This is a genomic window from Streptomyces sp. NPDC006643, from assembly GCF_042870175.1.
Taxonomy (GTDB): Bacteria; Actinomycetota; Actinomycetes; order Streptomycetales; family Streptomycetaceae; genus Streptomyces.
Genome location: NZ_JBIAHA010000012.1, coordinates 57336 through 73947, shown reverse-complemented (window position 1 = coordinate 73947; position 16612 = coordinate 57336). Strand labels below are relative to the sequence as shown.

Genomic DNA, 16612 nt, shown 5'->3' with positions numbered 1-16612 from the left:
GCTCACGCTCCGGCGGCGACGAGTACGGCGGCGATCGCCAGGACGACCGTTCCGGCGAGCAGGGCGCCCAGGTAGGTCTGCACATTGCCGGTCTGCGCGCCGCGTACGGCGGCGCCCAGCCAGCGGGTGCCGGTGCCCGCCCCGCGTACGTACGTGTCGACGACCTCGCGGTCGAGGAAGCGGACCAGCCGGGCCGCGCCCTGGACCGGGCGTTGGAACAGGACGCGGTAGACGGCGTCCAGGTGGAAGCCGGCGGCGGCGTGCGGGTGGAGCCTGCCGAGCAGGAGCCGGCCGGGGTCGGCGGGGTCGGGGGCCGAGGCGATGTCGCCGTAGGCGGGGGTGTGGCTGGTCATGGCCTCGACCTCGGAGAGGGCGGGCTCGGCGTCGGGGTGTGCGGCGACGGCGCCCATGGGGGTGCGGGCGGCGAGTGCCGTGGTGTGCGTCCAGGCGCCGTAGGTGACCAGTCCGCCGACGAGCGCGACGCCCGTGCCGAGTACGGAGGTGGTGACCGTCGGGGCGAGGCTGTCGGCGTCGAGCCAGGGGGCGATGAGACCGACGGTCAGGCCGAAGGCGAGCGAGGGGACGGCCAGCACCCACAGGACGGCGTTCATCGACAGGGGCTGTTTGCCGTGGTCGGCCGCTTCGGCGCCCCGGCCCCGGAAGGCGAGGAGCCACAGGCGGGTGGCGTAGGCGGCGGTGAGGAGGGCGGTGAGCAGACCGGCGACCAGTACGGTCCAGCCGGCGAAGGACGGGGCGATGTCGGATTCACCGAATGCCGTGTGCTCGGCGGCGACGAGGACGGCTTCCTTGGAGAAGAAGCCGGCGAAGGGCGGGATGGCCGCGAGCGCGAGCAGCGCGATCGTCATCGTCCAGTAGGCGTCGGGTACGCGTGTGGCGAGGCCGCGCATCCGGGACATCGCGGCGAGCGAGTTGGTGCCGGCGGCGTGGATGATCACACCGGCGCCGAGGAAGAGAAGCGCCTTGAAGGCGCCGTGCGAGATGAGATGGAAGACGGCCGCGCCCCGGTCGCCCACGGCCAGGGCGCCCGACATGTAGCCGAGTTGGCCGATGGTCGAGTAGGCGAGGACGCGTTTGATGTCGTCCTGGGCGAGGGCGGCGAGCGCCGAGCCGACCATCGTGATCGCGGCCATCACCGCGAGCACGGTCAGCGCCGCGGCCGAGGCGGCGAAGACGGGAAGGAGACGGGCGACGAAGTAGACACCGGCGGCGACCATCGTCGCCGCGTGGATCAGCGCGGAGACGGGGGTGGGGCCGGCCATGGCGTCGGGCAGCCAGGTGTGCAGCGGGAATTGGGCCGACTTGCCCGCGACACCGGCGATCAGCAGCAGCGCGATCACGGTGGGGTGGTCGAGCCCGCCGTCGCCGACGGCCTGGAGGACGCCGGTGATCCGGAACGTACCGGTGTCGACGGCGAGCGCGAACAGACCGAGCAGGAAAGGGACATCACCGAGCTTGGTGACCAGGAACGCCTTCAGGGAGGCGGCGCGTGCCTCGGGTGTCTCCCAGTAGTGGCCGACGAGGAAGTACGAGCAGATGCCCATGATCTCCCAGCCGACCAGCAGCACCATCAGGTCGCCGGAGTAGACGACGAGCAGCATCGCGGAGGTGAAGAGGGAGACGAGCGCGGCGTACGAGGGGTAGCGCGGGTCGTCGCGCAGATAGCCGGTCGAGTAGATCTGCACGCATGTCGCGACGACGCCCACGAGGATCGCCACGAGCGCGGCGAACCCGTCGATGTGCAGGGCGAGATCGATCGGGACCGAGCCCGTGGGAGTGAGCTGGGTCGCGGCGTCGATCGGTGCGCGGGTGCCGCCGTGCCCGTCGCTCTGGCGTACGGCGACGATCGCGGCGAGGACGGCGGCGGCCAGCGGCGGCAGTACGGCCAGCGGCCGGACGAAGCCGGGGGCGGTGCGGCCGAGGAGCAGTCCGGCGAGCGCGCCGAGGAAGGGGAGGACCGGGACGAGGATGGCCAGGGTGGTCGTGGTCACGCGGTGGCCTCAGCCTTCTTTGCCCGTGCGGCGGCTTCGGCGTGCTCCACCGCGAGGGACCGTGTCGCCGCCTCGTCGGTCGCGTCGCTCTCGACGCTGTCGCGGAGCCGGTCGACGTCCGAGGTGCCGCGGTTGCGGTAGACCATCAGGACGATCGCCAGGCCGATGCCGATCTCGGCGGCGGCGATGGCGATCACGAAGAGGGTCAGGGCCTGGCCGGCGTGCAGGGTGTCGCGCAGCCACACGTCGAAGGCGACGAGGTTGAGATTGACGGCGTTGAGCATCAGCTCGACGGACATGAGGACGAGGATCGCGTTGCGGCGGGCGAGCACCCCGTACAGACCGGTGCAGAACAGCAGCGCCGCGAGCACGGCGGGATAGGCGAGATGCATCAGCGCTGCTCCTTGCCACGAGGACCGCCGGAGGCGTCGCTCTTGCGGGACAGGACGATCGCGCCGATGAGCGCGGCGAGCAGCAGGACGGAGAGCGCTTCGAAGGGCAGCACCCAGTGCCGGAAGAGGAACTGGCCGGAGACCTCGGTGGATCCCTGGGCGGGGCCGTCGAGTTCGATCCAGGTCGTACGGAACGCGTCGACGACGACCCACACCAGCGCGACGGCGGCGGTGAGGGCCACCGCGAGCGCGACCCACCGGTTCTCCGAATCCGCGTCCGGGGAACGGCCGATGGGGGCCTTCGTCAGCATCAGCCCGAAGAGCAGGAGGACGACGACGGAGCCGACGTAGATCAGGACCTGCACCCAGGCGATGAACTCGGCCGTCAGCAGCAGGTATTCGACGGCCAGGCCGCCGAGCGCGACGACGAGCCACAGGGCGGCGTGCACGAGTTGCTTGGTCGTGACGGTGATGACGGCCGCGCCGAGGGTGACGAGACCGACGAGGACGAAGGCGATCTCGACGCCGGTCGGGGAGAGGAAGCCGGGGTGGCCGGCCGCGAGAGGGGTCACTCGCCGTCCTCCTGCTGCGCGGCGGCGTGCGCGGCGGCTTGTGTCGCGGCCTCTGCGGCGGCTTGCGTCGCGGCGAGCTTGTCCGCCGTCTTGCGGGCGGCGGCGATCTCCTTCGGCTCCTCGGCGCCCGGGTCGAGGGCGGGCGGGGCGGGCACGGTCCACATCCACTCGCGGAGTTTGTCGCGCTCGTGGGTGAGTTCCAGGATGTCCGTCTCCGCGTACTCGAACTCCGGTGACCAGAACAGCGCGTCGAAAGGACAGACCTCGATGCAGATACCGCAGTACATGCAGAGGGAGAAGTCGATGGCGAACCGGTCGAGGACGTTCCGGCTGCGCTCGCGTCCGCCGGGGGCGGCGGCGGGCAGCGTCTCCTTGTGGGAGTCGATGTAGATGCACCAGTCGGGGCACTCACGGGCGCAGAGCATGCAGACCGTGCAGTTCTCCTCGAACAGGCCGATCACGCCCCGGCTGCGGGGCGGGAGTTCGGGCAGGGTGTCCGGGTACCGCTCGGTGACGGACCTTCTGGTCATCGTACGAAGGGTGACGGCCAGCCCCTTGGCCAGGCCGCTTCCGGGGATCGGAGGCACTTACTGGATCACCACCTTGACGATGCCGGTGAGGGCGATCTGGGCGAGGGCGAGCGGGATGAGAACGGTCCAGGCGAGCTTCTGGAGCTGGTCCTCGCGCAGCCGCGGATAGCTGACGCGCAGCCAGATGACGACGAAGGCGAGGAGGAACGTCTTGAGGAGCGTCCAGAGCCAGCCGAGGTCGTGACCGCCGAACGGGCTGTGCCAGCCGCCGAGGAAAAGGACGGTGGTCAGTCCGCACAGGACGACGATGCCCGCGTACTCGGCGAGCAGGAACAGCGCGAACCGCAGACCGGTGTACTCGGTGTACGCGCCGAAGATGATCTCGGAGTCGGCGACCGGCATGTCGAAGGGCGGGCGCTGGAGTTCGGCGAGCCCGGCGACGAAGAAGACGAGGGCGCCGACGATCTGCCAGGGCACCCACCACCACTCGAAGGCGTTGAGGATGCCGGGGAGGGAGACGGTGCCGGCGGCCATCGCGACGGAGGCGGCCGTGAGCAGCATCGGCAGCTCGTAGGCGAGCAGTTGGGCGGCGGTACGGAGACCACCGAGCAGGGAGAACTTGTTGGCCGACGCCCAGCCGGCCATGAGCGACCCGAGGACGCCGACGCCCATCACGGCGAGGACGAAGAAGATCCCCGCGTCGACGACCTCACCGACGGCGCCCTCCTGGGGCCCGATCGGGATGACGACGAGTACGAGGAGGTACGGCAGCAGGGCGACGGCCGGCGCGAGCTGAAAGATCCGCCGGTCGGCGGCGGCCGGGACGATGTCTTCCTTCTGCGCGAACTTGACCCCGTCGGCGACGAGTTGGGCCCACCCGTGAAACCCCCCGACGTACATGGGCCCGAGACGCCCCTGCATGTGGGCCATGACCTTGTGCTCGGTCTGCCCGACGACGAGGGGAAGAACGAGGAATGCGGCGAAGACGATGACCAACCGAATGGCGACGTCGAACACGTCGTTCACGCGTCTCCTCCGGGGCGCTCGTCGGAGCCGGGGGCGCCCGTGCCGGGGCCGGATTCGCCCTTGCGGTGGGCGGAGTCACCCGCGCCGGGGCCGGGTTCGGCCTCGGCGGCCCGTCCCGCGTCCGGCTCGGGGTCCTGGCCCGGCTCTGTGGCCGGGGCCGGGGTCTGCTCGGCCGGAGGCTGCGCCTCGGCATCCGGCGCGGGCTTGGGCGTTGTGCCCGACGGCGACTCGGATTCGGGCGCGGGCTCGGCCCGCGAATCAGGCGTCGGCTCAACGCCGGGCGCCAGCCTCGGCGTTCGGCCCGCGTCCGGGGTCGGGTCGGCCGAGGGCTTCGCCCCGGCGTCCGAGGCCGGGGCGGTGTCCCTCTTCTCGGTGGGCGGGTCGAAGGCCGGGGTGGGGGCGTGCCAAGGGGCCGGAGTGGGGGTTGGGGAGGGCTCGGGGGTGGGGGGTTGTTGGGTGGTGGAGCCTTCCGAGACGCTGCGGGTGCGGCGGGGCGGGCGGTCCGCCGCCGCGCGGGCGGTGCGGGCCGGGCGGGTGGGGGCCGGGGGGAGTTGGCCCTTCAGCGGGCCCCACTCGTTCGGGTCCGGGACGCCCGGGGGGAGCATCTGGCGGCGCTTGGGGGCCGCGTGGCCCGGCGCGGACTCGCCCGGTTCCTTCGCGCCCGGCCATGCCTTCGCGACCCGGGCCGCCAGGACGAAGTCCTTGCGCAGCGGGTGGCCCTCGAAGGCTTCGGGCAGCAGCAGGTGCACCAGGTTGGGGTGGTCGGTGAAGGTGACGCCGAACATCTCGTACGTCTCGCGCTCGTGCCAGCCCGCGCCCGCGTAGACCCCGATGGCCGTGGGCAGTTCGGCGGCCTCGTGCGGGACGGTCGTACGGACCAGCAGACGGCGTACGGCCCGGGGCGCGACCGACGCGACGTGTGCGCTGACGCGGAAGCCGGCGCCCGGTTCGTCGACGGCGCTCAGCCAGTCGAAGTAGGTGCATCCGAGCCGGTCACGGGCGGTTTCGAGCGCGGTCAACCAGTCGGCGGCGGGGACGTCGACCGTCAGCAGGTCGTACGCGTGCTCCGCCGTGGCGTCCGCGCCGAAGATCTCGGTGACACCGCCGGGGAGGCTGTCGTACGCGTCATGCGCGTCGGAAGTCATCAGGCGCTCTCCCCCGGCGTCGGCGGCGCCGCCACCAGCCCGCTGCGCAGCGCGGCCGTGCTGGGCCGCTGGCCCCCGGAGCCGTAACGCTCCCCCAACGACTCGCGGGAGATCTTCTCCTGGAGCTTGAGGATCCCCTGGAGCAGCGCCTCGGGGCGCGGCGGGCAGCCCGGTACGTAGACGTCGACCGGGATGATCTGGTCGACGCCCTTCGTGACGGAGTACGAGTCCCAGTACGGGCCACCGCAGTTGGAGCAGGCGCCGAAGGAGATCACGTACTTCGGCTCGGGCATCTGCTCGAACAGCCGCTTCACCGCCGGTGCCATCTTGTCCGTGACCGTGCCCGACACGACCATCAGGTCGGCCTGGCGCGGGCCCGGCGCGAGGGGGATGACGCCGAGCCGGATGAAGTCGTGCCGGGCCATCGACGCGGCGATGAACTCGATGGCGCAGCAGGCGAGTCCGAAGTTGAAGACCCAGAGGCTGTAGCGGCGGCCCCAGTTGAGGACCACCTTCATCGGCTGGGGCGCCAGTCGGGAGAGCACGCCGAGGCGTTGCGGATTCGGCAGGTCGACCGGCGCCGGCGCCGAGGACGGGGCCGGGGCCGTGGGGTCGGCGGGGGTCACGTCCATTCCAGGACGCCCTTCTTCCATGCGTAGAGCAGTCCTACGGCCAGGAAGCCGAGGAAGATGAACATCTCGACGAGCGTCGTCGCGCCGTATCCCGGGGCCGCGAAGACCGTCGCCCACGGGAAGAGGAAGATCGAGTCGACGGCGAAGATGACGTACAGGAAGGCGTACACGTAATAGCGGACCTGGGTGTGTGCCCAGCCCTCGCCCACCGGGTCGACACCGCATTCGTACGTAAGCAGCTTCTCGGGCGTCGGTACCACCGGCCGCAGCAGTCGGCCCGCTCCGAAGGCCACGGCGACGAAGAGTACGCCGACGACCGCGAGCAGTCCGACCACCGAGTAGCTCTGGAAGTACTCCGACGCGAGAACGGCCGGTTCCGGCACGTCCGCCACCCGCCCCTCGTTCCGCCCATCGGTGATCCGTACGGACGGGAGTCTAGGCCCTGCTAAAGGGACCGTAAGCAGTCGGTCGCGCATCAGTCATGGCAGGGTCATGACCCGGTCCGGCACCGGCAGGTCCCAGTGCTGGTCGGGCCGCCCCTTCACGGTGGTCGCGGATTGGTGGGGTTATCCCCACCACGGCTCTCCCAGTCACCCCATGGCGTGGGCTCCCGCGGCCGGGCAGGCTAGGGCGTTATGAACGCCCGTGAAAACGTCCCCGACGACGACCGGCCACCGCCCCCGCCCCGTTTCGCCTTCGACCGGCACACCTGGAAGGAGATCGCGCATCTCCTCGCCAATCTGCCGGTCTCGGTCGCCGGCTTCATCTACGTCGTGGTCGTCGTGCCCACCGGTGTCCTCCTGTCCGTCACCGTGATCGGTCTGCCCTGGCTCACCGGTGGCCTGGCCGGTGCCCGGCTGCTGGGCAAGGCCGAGCGGGCACGGGCGCGCGGGCTGCTGGGCCTCCGGATCGACGAGCCGAGCCCGCTGCGTGGCCGCAGCCGCAGCGAGAGGCGGGCGCGCGGCACCGAGGGGTTCTTCTCGTGGATGTGGACGGGGCTGAAGGATCCGGTGGGCTGGCGGACAGTGCTGTACGAGTTCATCCGGCTGCCGTGGGGAATCCTGACGTTCGCGATCACCCTGGTGAGCCTGTTCGTCCTGTGGCCGGTGCTGCCGCACATCGCGCGCGGTCTGACCAACGTGGACCGGGCGCTGGTGCGCGGGCTGCTCTCGCCGTCGGACGAGTTGGAGAGCCGGATCGCGGAGCTGGAGTCGGACCGGGGCGTCGTCGTGGACACGGCCGCCGCCGATCTGCGCCGTATCGAGCGCGATCTGCACGACGGGGCGCAGGCCCGGCTGGTGGCGCTGGCCATGGGGCTCGGTCTCGCGAAGGAGAAGCTGCTGGAGGATCCGGAAGCGGCGGCGAGCATGGTCGACGAGGCGCACGGCGAGGTGAAGCTGGCCCTTCAGGAGCTGCGCGATCTCGCGCGGGGCATCCATCCGGCCGTCCTGACGGACCGGGGCCTGGACGCCGCGCTGTCGTCCGTGGCGTCCCGCTGCACCGTCCCGGTCAAGGTCGATGTCGAGCTGGCCGAGCGGCCGGCTGCGGCGATCGAGGGCATCGCGTACTTCACCGTCTCGGAGCTGTTGCAGAACGTGAGCAAACACAGCGGGGCGCGGATGGCCAGCGTCGAGGTATGGCGGGCGGAGAACCGGCTGCTGATCCAGATCGAGGACGACGGGCGCGGTGGCGCGCGGCTGGACGGCGGTACGGGCATGGCGGGGCTGGCCGAGCGGCTGGGCGCCGTGGACGGGCTCTTCGTGCTCGACTCGCCGGTCGGGGGGCCGACGGTCGTCACGGCCGAGCTGCCCTGGCGTGAGCGCGAACGCCCCGGGCGGGAGCGCCAGGAGCACAAGCGTCCCGAGCGGGAGCGGAACCGGCCCCCGGGGGCGTAGAACCGCACCACGGGGGTGGGGAAAACCCCAGGGTGAAGACGGATACCGACCTCATGGTGCGGGCGCCGCCGGCGGATGAGCATAGAGACACAAGAAGAAGCCCGACCGCCCCGCTCGCAGAACGGACGACACGATGGCCACGGACTACGGCTCACGGACACAGCTACAGCGCCACACCCTTCCCCTGGCACTGCGCGCTCCGTTCGGGGCCCGGATGGTGAAGGAGTTCGTCTATCTCCTCCTCAACCTTCCGATGGGCATCCTCTTCTTCGTCTATGTGGTGACGATGCTCTCCGTCAGCGCGGGGCTGCTCGTGACCTTCCTCGGCATTCCGCTGCTGGCCGCCGCGCTCGTCGGCTGCCGGGGCCTGGGCGCGGTCGAGCGGGCCAGGGCGCGGGCGCTGCTCGATCTGGACGTCGCGAGCCCGCTGCCCGTGCGGGGGGAGAAGGCGGGATTGATGTCCTGGGTCGGCGCGGTTCTCAAGAGCGGCGTCTCCTGGCGTCACGTGCTCTACGGCATCCTGCACTTCCCGTGGGTGATGTTCTCCTTCGTCACGTCCGTGACCTTCGTCGTCACCAGCTGGAGCCTCTTCCTCTATCCGCTGTGGCAGTGGGTTTTCCCCGCGTATCTGAACCAGGACGGCATCGCGGTCTTCAGCGACGGCTCCAGGGATTTCTACGTGGACATCCCGTTCGAGATAGCCGCCACCAGCGTCGTGGGGCTCGTCCTCGTCCTCGCCTCGCCGTGGCTGGTCCGTGGACTGACCGGCGTGGACCGGCTGTTGGTCGCCGGTCTGCTCGGCCCGTCCAAGCTGGCGACGCGCGTCTCCGAGCTGGAGTCGGACCGGGGTGTCGTGGTCGACACCGCGGCCGCGGACCTGCGCCGTATCGAGCGTGACCTGCACGACGGGGCGCAGGCCCGGCTCGTGGCGCTGGCCATGGACCTGGGGCTGGCGAAGGAGAAGCTGCTGGCCGACCCGCAGGCGGCGGCGCGGATGGTCGACGAGGCGCACGGCGAGGTCAAGGTCGCGCTCCAGGAGCTGCGCGACCTGGCGCGGGGCATCCATCCGGCGGTCCTCACCGACCGGGGTCTGGACGCGGCGCTGTCCTCCGTCGCCTCCCGCTGCACCGTCCCGGTGCAGGTCGAGGTCGACCTGGAGTACCGGCCGGCGGCGGCCATCGAGGGCATCGCGTACTTCACCGTCTCGGAGCTGTTGCAGAACGTGAGCAAGCACTCCCGGGCGAACCGCGCCTCGGTGGACGTGTGGCGGGTGGAGAACCGGCTGATGCTCCAGGTCTCGGACGACGGCCGGGGCGGCGCGAACACCTCGGCGGGCAGCGGTCTGGCCGGTCTCGCGGAGCGGCTCGACGCGGTGGACGGGATCCTGGTCGTCGACTCGCCGGTGGGCGGGCCGACGACGGTGACGGCGGAGCTGCCCTGGCGGAAGTGACGCCCCCGAAGCCCCCGCCCACCCCCCGCACCAGACAGACGCACGCGGCCACGGCGCACCGGACATCGTCCGGTGCGCCGGAGTCGCGTCTATCGCTTTGATCGGTTCCCGGCCGGTGGGCGCATGGCGCTACGAATACTGGGATGCTGGGACCGCAGGGCGGACGCGGAGCGCGTACGCACATCGACATGGGGGCTACACGGTCGTGGAGGACAGGGTACGAGTGGTCATCGCCGAGGATTCGGTGCTCCTGCGGGAGGGCCTGACCCGGCTGCTGACCGATCTCGGGCATGACGTGGTCGCCGGAGTCGGGGACGGCGAGGCGCTGATCAAGACCGTCGGCGACCTGGCCCGGGAGGGCGCGGCGCCGGACGTGGTGGTGGCCGACGTACGGATGCCGCCGACCCATACCGACGAGGGTGTGCGGGCGGCGGTCCAGCTGCGCAAGGAGCATCCGGGGATCGGCGTGCTGGTGCTGTCCCAGTACGTGGAGGAGCAGTACGCGACGGAGCTGCTCGCCGGCAGCAGCCGCGGGGTCGGCTATCTGCTGAAGGACCGGGTGGCCGAGGTCCGGGAGTTCGTGGACGCGGTCGTCCGGGTGGCCCGGGGCGGGACGGCGCTTGACCCGGAGGTGGTCGCGCAGTTGCTCGGCCGCAGCCGTAAGCAGGACGTGCTCGTCGGGCTGACCCCCCGGGAGCGTGAGGTGCTGGGCCTGATGGCGGAGGGCCGGACGAATTCGGCGATCGCCAGACAGCTGGTCGTGAGCGACGGCGCGGTGGAGAAGCACGTCAGCAACATCTTCCAGAAGCTCGGCCTGTCCCCGAGTGACGGAGATCACCGCCGGGTGCTGGCCGTGCTGACGTATCTCAACTCATGACGCGGTCGGGGCAGTGCCCGGCGCTGCGGTCATGTAGCGGCCACACAGAGGGTCCTAGTCCAAAAGACTGAGTTCAAATCGGCACAGACAGGGATAAAGACAGAGCGCCCGGGGGCGGAGAAAACATGGCAAATTGCCACAGGAAAGCGTCTCAGAATGACGTCCACCATGCGAGCGGCCAAGGGAAGGCGACCCTTACCGACGTAGGGTGGCCCCTGGGTTCGCCGGTCGCGCCGGTCAGCCCAAGCAGCCGCCTCGAGGAGGTCCAGTTCAGTGACCAGCCAGGTCAGTAGCCCAGCCGAGCAGGCCGACGAGGCTGACGACACGAGTGACTCCGTCGTCGGCGAACAGCGCACCGAGCAGGAGCAAGGCGTGCCCGGCACGGTCGGTACGCCCGGCGCGAAGGAAGTGCGCCGTCTGGACCGGGTGATCATCCGTTTCGCGGGTGACTCCGGTGACGGCATGCAGCTGACGGGTGACCGTTTCACCTCGGAGACGGCGTCCTTCGGGAACGACCTGTCGACGCTGCCGAACTTCCCCGCCGAGATCCGGGCACCCGCAGGCACGCTGCCGGGCGTCTCCTCGTTCCAGCTGCACTTCGCCGACCACGACATCCTCACCCCGGGCGACGCGCCGAACGTGCTGGTCGCGATGAACCCGGCCGCGCTCAAGGCGAACATCGCCGACGTGCCGCGCGGCGCCGACATCATCGTCAACACGGACGAGTTCACCAAGCGCCCCATGGCGAAGGTCGGCTATCTGACCTCGCCGCTGGAGGACGGGTCCCTGGAGGCGTACCAGCTCCATCCCGTACCGCTGACGACGCTGACGATCGAGGCGCTGAAGGAGTTCGGGCTCTCCCGCAAGGAGGCCGAGCGTTCGAAGAACATGTTCGCGCTGGGTCTGCTGTCGTGGATGTACCACCGGCCCACCGAGAGCACGGAGCAGTTCCTGCGGACGAAGTTCGCGAAGAAGCCGAACATCGCCGAGGCCAACGTGGCGGCCTTCCGGGCGGGGTGGAACTTCGGCGAGACGACCGAGGACTTCGCCGTCTCGTACGAGGTCGCCCCCGCGACCAAGGCGTTCCCGACCGGCACGTACCGCAACATCTCCGGGAATCTGGCGCTGTCGTACGGGCTGATCGCCGCGGCCCACCAGGCGGATCTGCCGCTCTACCTCGGGTCGTACCCGATCACCCCGGCGTCCGACATCCTCCACGAGCTGTCCCGCCACAAGAACTTCGGCGTCCGCACCTTCCAGGCGGAGGACGAGATCGCCGCCGTCGGCGCGGCGCTCGGCGCGTCCTTCGGCGGTTCGCTCGCCGTGACGACGACCTCCGGGCCCGGTGTGGCCCTGAAGTCGGAGACGATCGGTCTGGCGGTGTCGCTGGAGCTGCCCCTGCTGGTGGTGGCGATCCAGCGCGGCGGTCCCTCCACGGGTCTGCCGACCAAGACCGAGCAGGCCGACCTGCTCCAGGCGATGTACGGCCGCAACGGCGAGGCGCCGGTGCCGATCGTCGCCCCGCAGACCCCGGCGGACTGCTTCGACGCGGCCATCGAGGCGGCCCGGATCGCGGTCACGTACCGCACCCCGGTCTTCCTGCTCTCCGACGGCTACCTCGCCAACGGGTCCGAGCCCTGGCGGATCCCGGAGCAGGTCGAACTCCCGGACCTGGGCGTGCAGTTCGCGTCGGGCCCCAACCACACGCTGGCCGACGGCACGGACGTCTTCTGGCCGTACAAGCGTGACCCGCACACCCTGGCCCGTCCGTGGGCCGTGCCCGGCACGCCCGGTCTCGAACACCGCATCGGCGGCATCGAGAAGCAGGACGGCACGGGCAACATCTCCTACGACCCGGCGAACCACGACTTCATGGTCCGTACCCGCCAGGCCAAGATCGACGGCATCGAGGTGCCGGACCTCGTCGTGGACGACCCCGACGGCGCGCGCACGCTGGTGCTGGGCTGGGGCTCCACGTACGGGCCCATCACCGCCGCCGTCCGCCGGCTGCGCGTGGCCGGCCACCCGATCGCGCAGGCGCATCTGCGCCACATCAACCCCTTCCCGAAGAATCTGGGCGAGGTGCTGAAGCGTTACGACAAGGTCGTGGTGCCGGAGATGAACCTGGGTCAGCTCGCCGCGCTGCTGCGGGCGAAGTTCCTCATCGACGCGCACTCCTACAACCAGGTCAACGGCATGCCGTTCAAGGCCGAACAGCTCGCCACGGCGCTCAAGGAGGCCATCGATGCCTGAGGTCAACGAGCTGCTTTCCCTCGTCCCCAAGGCCGAGGCCAAGCAGTCCATGAAGGACTTCAAGTCCGACCAGGAGGTCCGCTGGTGCCCCGGCTGCGGTGACTACGCCGTGCTGGCCGCCGTGCAGGGCTTCATGCCGGACCTCGGGCTGGCCAAGGAGAACATCGTGTTCGTGTCGGGGATCGGCTGCTCCAGCCGCTTCCCGTACTACATGAACACCTACGGCATGCACTCCATCCACGGACGCGCGCCGGCCATCGCCACCGGGCTCGCGACCTCGCGCCGCGACCTGTCCGTGTGGGTCGTCACGGGTGACGGCGACGCGCTGTCCATCGGCGGCAACCATCTGATCCACGCGCTGCGGCGCAACGTCAACCTGAAGATCCTGCTGTTCAACAACCGGATCTACGGGCTGACCAAGGGTCAGTACTCGCCCACCTCCGAGGTCGGCAAGATCACCAAGTCGACGCCGATGGGCTCGCTCGACGCGCCCTTCAACCCGGTGTCGCTGGCGATCGGCGCGGAGGCGTCCTTCGTGGCCCGCACCGTCGACTCCGACCGCAAGCACCTCACGAGCGTGCTGCGCCAGGCGGCCGACCACCCGGGCACGGCGCTGGTGGAGATCTACCAGAACTGCAACATCTTCAACGACGGCGCGTTCGAGGCGCTGAAGGACAAGGAGCGTGCCCAGGAGGCGGTCATCCGCCTGGAGCACGGCGAGCCGATCCGCTTCGGGGTCGACAATTCCAAGGGTGTCGTACGGGACCCGGCGACCGGCGATCTCGTCGTCGTACCGGTGACGGCGGACAACGAGCACCAGATCCTGGTGCACGACGCCCACGCCACCAGCCCGACCACGGCGTTCGCGCTCTCGCGCCTCGCCGACCCGGACACGCTGCACCACACGCCGATCGGTGTCCTGCGCAGCGTTCGTCGGCCGGTCTACGACACACTGATGAACGAACAGCTCGACACGGCCGTCGAGCAGCACGGCAAGGGCGACCTGTCGCAGCTGCTCGCCGGGAACGACACGTGGACGGTGGTCGGCTGACACGGCCGGCCCGTCCGTACGACGCGGGGTCCGGATCTCGTCCTCCACGAGATCCGGGCCCCGTTTTCCGTGTGCGAGCGGCTGTCATGACCGTATTGCGATACGGACATGACAGCCCGGCCCGCACGGCGCTACCTTCGTCGAACTGACGTGTGCGCGTGGGGTTCGGGAGGCAGGCCAGTGAAGTCGGAAGGCGAGCAGCGCGCGGGACTGCTGTACGGGATCGGTGCCTACGGCATGTGGGGTCTGGTCCCGCTGTTCTGGCCCCTGCTGAAGCCCTCCGGCGCGGTCGAGATCCTCGCGCACCGGATGGTCTGGTCGCTGGCCGTCGTCGCGATCGCGCTGCTGGTGGTACGCCGCTGGGCGTGGGTACGGGAGCTGCTGGCCCAGCCGCGCAAGCTCGGTCTGCTGGTGGTCGCCGCGATCGTGATCAGCGTCAACTGGGGCCTGTACATCTGGTCGGTCAACACCGGCCATGTCGTCGAGGCGTCCCTCGGCTACTTCATCAACCCGCTCGTCACCATCGCCATGGGCGTCCTGCTCCTCAAGGAGCGGCTGCGGCCCGCCCAGTGGGCGGCGGTCGGTGTCGGCCTGGCCGCCGTACTGGTCCTGGCGATCGGATACGGACAGCCGCCCTGGATCTCGCTGACGCTGGCCTTCTCGTTCGCGACATACGGCCTGGTGAAGAAGAAGGTCAACATCGGCGGACTGGAGTCGCTGGCCGCCGAGACCGTGATCCTGTTCGTGCCGGCGCTCGGCTATCTGCTCTGGCTCGGGGCCTCCGGTGACTCCACGTTCGGGCCGGAGGGGGCGGGGCACGCGGCGCTGCTGGCGGCCACCGGTGTGGTGACCGCCGTGCCGCTGGTCTGCTTCGGGGCGGCGGCGATACGCGTACCGCTGTCGACGCTTGGGCTGTTGCAGTATCTGGCGCCGGTCTTCCAGTTCCTCCTCGGGATCCTGTATTTCCACGAGGAGATGCCGGCCGAGCGGTGGGCCGGCTTCGCGCTGGTGTGGGCGGCGCTGACGATCCTGACGTGGGACGCGCTGCGGACGGCGCGGCGGAACAGGGCGGCGGCGGAGGTACTGCGGCTGGCGGGGGCGCAGCCGGAGGCGGTGGCACAGGCCCAGGCACAGGCGGGGGCGGTGGCACCGGCGGAGGCAGGCGGGCAGGCGGAGGCGCGGCCGGAGGCGGTGCGCCCCGCCCCGGCTCCTCAGTCCGCGGACGGGGTCAGGGCCGTCGGACGGGCCGGGCCGGGCACGTCGGCCGGCGAGTGAGGACCCTGCGGCTTCCGGGGCCTCCGGGACTTCCCGGACCGTAGCCCCGTCGCCACGACCGCCAGTCCCAGCAGCGCCATCACCACGGGCACCACCAGGGCCGCCCGGAAGGCGCCCAACTCCCCCTCCGCGCCTGTCGTCGACGCCAGGCCGTACACGGCCGTCACCGCCGAGATGCCGATCGCCGAACCGAACTGCGTCGACGTGTACAGCAGCCCGCTCGCCAGCCCCTGCTCCTCCGGCGCGACACCGTCCGTCGCCGCGATGGACAGCGGCCCGTACGCCAGCGCGAACGCGACACCGGTCAGGATCAGCGTCGGGGCCATCAGCCCGAACGACCAGTCCGCGCCGACCGGCAGAAACAGCGCGTACGCCACGAGCGCCGCCGCGAAACCGCCCAGCACCACCCGCATGTTGCCGAACCGGTTGACCAGGACGGGCGTGAGCGTCGGGGCGAGGATCGCGTCGAGGCCCATCAGGGCCAGCGCGAGCGAGGTCTCCAGCGACGACCAGCCGCGCAGCTCCTGGAGGTAGAGCGTCGCCATGAACTGGAAGCCGAAGAAGGACCCGAGGAACAGCAGCGCGGCCAGATCCGCGCGGACCATCGCCGCCCTGCGGAAGATCGCGAGCCGTACCAGCGGGGCGGCCGAGCGGCGTTCGACGGCGACGAAGACATACACCAGCAGCAGTCCGGCGGCGAAGGCCCCCACCGTCAGCGGCCAGCCGGAACCGCCGTGCTCCAGCCGTACGACCCCGGCCGCCAGCAGCATCATCGCGCCGGCAGCCGCGGCGGCTCCCGGCAGGTCGAAGGCGCCCCGCGTCCTGCCCGGCACCTCGGCGGCGTCGCCGGTACGCGGCAGCAGCCGGAGCGCGGCGATCAGGATGACGCCCGCGAGCAGCACGGGGGCGAAGAACACCCAGCGCCAGCCGATCTGGGTCAGCAGACCGCCGATGACCATGCCGAGCGAGAAGCCGCCGGCGGCCGTACCGGCGAAGACGAGCAGGGCGCGGTTGCGCTGCGGTCCCTCCTCGTAGGAGGTGGTGATGATCGACATCGCCGCCGGGGTCATGAAGGCGGCGGACACGCCGGTCACGAACCGGGCGACGAGCAGCATCCAGCCCTCGGTCGCGAAGCCGCCGAGGCCGGAGAAGAGCAGGAAGACCGTGAGCCAGACGAGGAACATCCGGCGCCGGCCGAGCAGGTCGGCGGCGCGCCCGCCGAGCAGGGTGAAGCCGGCGTAGCCGAGGATGTACGCGCTGATCACCCAGGCCGCGGTGCCGGTCGACAGACCGAGGTCGGCCCGGATCGAGGGGATGGCCACGGCGAGCATGGCGATGTCGATCCCTTCGAGGAAGATCGTCCCGCTGAGGACCAGCAGCAGTGCCCAGGCACGCGCGGACAGCGCGGGGACGGCCGGTCTCGGAACGGAGGTCTCGGAAGGCATGACGGTCTCCTGGCAGCGGGAAGGGAGGAGAGGATCGGTTACCTGTTCGAGGGTCGGTTC

At 70.7% G+C, this 16612-nt stretch carries 15 protein-coding genes; 6 read left to right on the top strand and 9 right to left on the bottom strand.

The annotated features are described in order from the left end of the window. Positions 1 to 2: 2 nt before the first annotated feature. Genes ACFYNU_RS17755 through ACFYNU_RS17720 form a run of 8 tightly spaced genes read right to left on the bottom strand, consistent with a single transcriptional unit; the run spans position 3 to position 6698 of the window. Positions 3 to 2009 carry an NADH-quinone oxidoreductase subunit L gene (locus tag ACFYNU_RS17755; protein ID WP_356586710.1) on the bottom strand — a complete coding sequence of 669 codons (2007 nt, stop codon included), beginning with the start codon at positions 2007 to 2009 and terminating at the stop codon, positions 3 to 5. After that, positions 2006 to 2401 (bottom strand): NADH-quinone oxidoreductase subunit NuoK, encoded by a 396-nt coding sequence (gene nuoK, locus ACFYNU_RS17750; protein WP_356586708.1) that lies wholly within the window; start codon positions 2399 to 2401, stop codon positions 2006 to 2008. Before nuoK ends, ACFYNU_RS17755 begins: the two co-directional genes overlap by 4 nt. Continuing rightward, entirely contained in the window at positions 2401 to 2973 is a 573-nt protein-coding gene (locus ACFYNU_RS17745; protein ID WP_356586706.1) for an NADH-quinone oxidoreductase subunit J, read from the bottom strand. Before ACFYNU_RS17745 ends, nuoK begins: the two co-directional genes overlap by 1 nt. Continuing rightward, complete coding sequence (locus ACFYNU_RS17740; protein WP_356586704.1) at positions 2970 to 3560, bottom strand: NADH-quinone oxidoreductase subunit I; 591 nt, start codon at positions 3558 to 3560, stop codon at positions 2970 to 2972. Before ACFYNU_RS17740 ends, ACFYNU_RS17745 begins: the two co-directional genes overlap by 4 nt. Next, positions 3561 to 4529 carry a complex I subunit 1 family protein gene (locus tag ACFYNU_RS17735; RefSeq protein WP_356586702.1) on the bottom strand — a complete coding sequence of 323 codons (969 nt, stop codon included), beginning with the start codon at positions 4527 to 4529 and terminating at the stop codon, positions 3561 to 3563. Beyond that, complete coding sequence (locus ACFYNU_RS17730) at positions 4526 to 5674, bottom strand: NADH-quinone oxidoreductase subunit C (RefSeq protein ID WP_356586700.1); 1149 nt, start codon at positions 5672 to 5674, stop codon at positions 4526 to 4528. Before ACFYNU_RS17730 ends, ACFYNU_RS17735 begins: the two co-directional genes overlap by 4 nt. Further along, positions 5674 to 6306: an NADH-quinone oxidoreductase subunit B family protein gene (locus ACFYNU_RS17725; protein ID WP_356586698.1), complete on the bottom strand. Its 633-nt coding sequence runs from the start codon at positions 6304 to 6306 to the stop codon at positions 5674 to 5676. Before ACFYNU_RS17725 ends, ACFYNU_RS17730 begins: the two co-directional genes overlap by 1 nt. Beyond that, positions 6297 to 6698 (bottom strand): NADH-quinone oxidoreductase subunit A, encoded by a 402-nt coding sequence (locus ACFYNU_RS17720; RefSeq protein WP_356586696.1) that lies wholly within the window; start codon positions 6696 to 6698, stop codon positions 6297 to 6299. The genes ACFYNU_RS17725 and ACFYNU_RS17720 overlap by 10 nt, the downstream gene beginning before the upstream one ends. Before the next feature lie 243 nt (positions 6699 to 6941). Here ACFYNU_RS17720 and ACFYNU_RS17715 point away from each other — a divergent pair, with 243 nt between their 5' ends. The 6 genes from ACFYNU_RS17715 (at position 6942) to rarD (ending at position 15107) form a co-directional block, all read left to right on the top strand. Continuing rightward, positions 6942 to 8201 (top strand): sensor domain-containing protein, encoded by a 1260-nt coding sequence (locus ACFYNU_RS17715; RefSeq protein WP_356586694.1) that lies wholly within the window; start codon positions 6942 to 6944, stop codon positions 8199 to 8201. A 133-nt stretch (positions 8202 to 8334) separates the two neighbouring features. Then, complete coding sequence (locus ACFYNU_RS17710) at positions 8335 to 9651, top strand: sensor domain-containing protein (protein ID WP_356586692.1); 1317 nt, start codon at positions 8335 to 8337, stop codon at positions 9649 to 9651. Positions 9652 to 9856: 205 nt separating this feature from the next. Continuing rightward, positions 9857 to 10528, top strand: a complete 672-nt coding sequence (locus ACFYNU_RS17705) for a response regulator transcription factor (RefSeq protein WP_329076666.1) — start codon at positions 9857 to 9859, stop codon at positions 10526 to 10528. Positions 10529 to 10801: 273 nt separating this feature from the next. After that, positions 10802 to 12781 carry a 2-oxoacid:acceptor oxidoreductase subunit alpha gene (locus tag ACFYNU_RS17700; protein ID WP_356586689.1) on the top strand — a complete coding sequence of 660 codons (1980 nt, stop codon included), beginning with the start codon at positions 10802 to 10804 and terminating at the stop codon, positions 12779 to 12781. Continuing rightward, positions 12774 to 13832 carry a 2-oxoacid:ferredoxin oxidoreductase subunit beta gene (locus ACFYNU_RS17695; protein ID WP_356586687.1) on the top strand — a complete coding sequence of 353 codons (1059 nt, stop codon included), beginning with the start codon at positions 12774 to 12776 and terminating at the stop codon, positions 13830 to 13832. The genes ACFYNU_RS17700 and ACFYNU_RS17695 overlap by 8 nt, the downstream gene beginning before the upstream one ends. A gap of 180 nt (positions 13833 to 14012) precedes the next feature. Then, complete coding sequence (rarD, locus tag ACFYNU_RS17690) at positions 14013 to 15107, top strand: EamA family transporter RarD (protein ID WP_356586685.1); 1095 nt, start codon at positions 14013 to 14015, stop codon at positions 15105 to 15107. On the opposite strand, the gene ACFYNU_RS17685 is transcribed toward rarD, so the two are convergent. Next, positions 15044 to 16552, bottom strand: a complete 1509-nt coding sequence (locus ACFYNU_RS17685; RefSeq protein WP_356586683.1) for an MFS transporter — start codon at positions 16550 to 16552, stop codon at positions 15044 to 15046. The genes rarD and ACFYNU_RS17685 overlap by 64 nt on opposite strands. Positions 16553 to 16612: the final 60 nt, after the last annotated feature.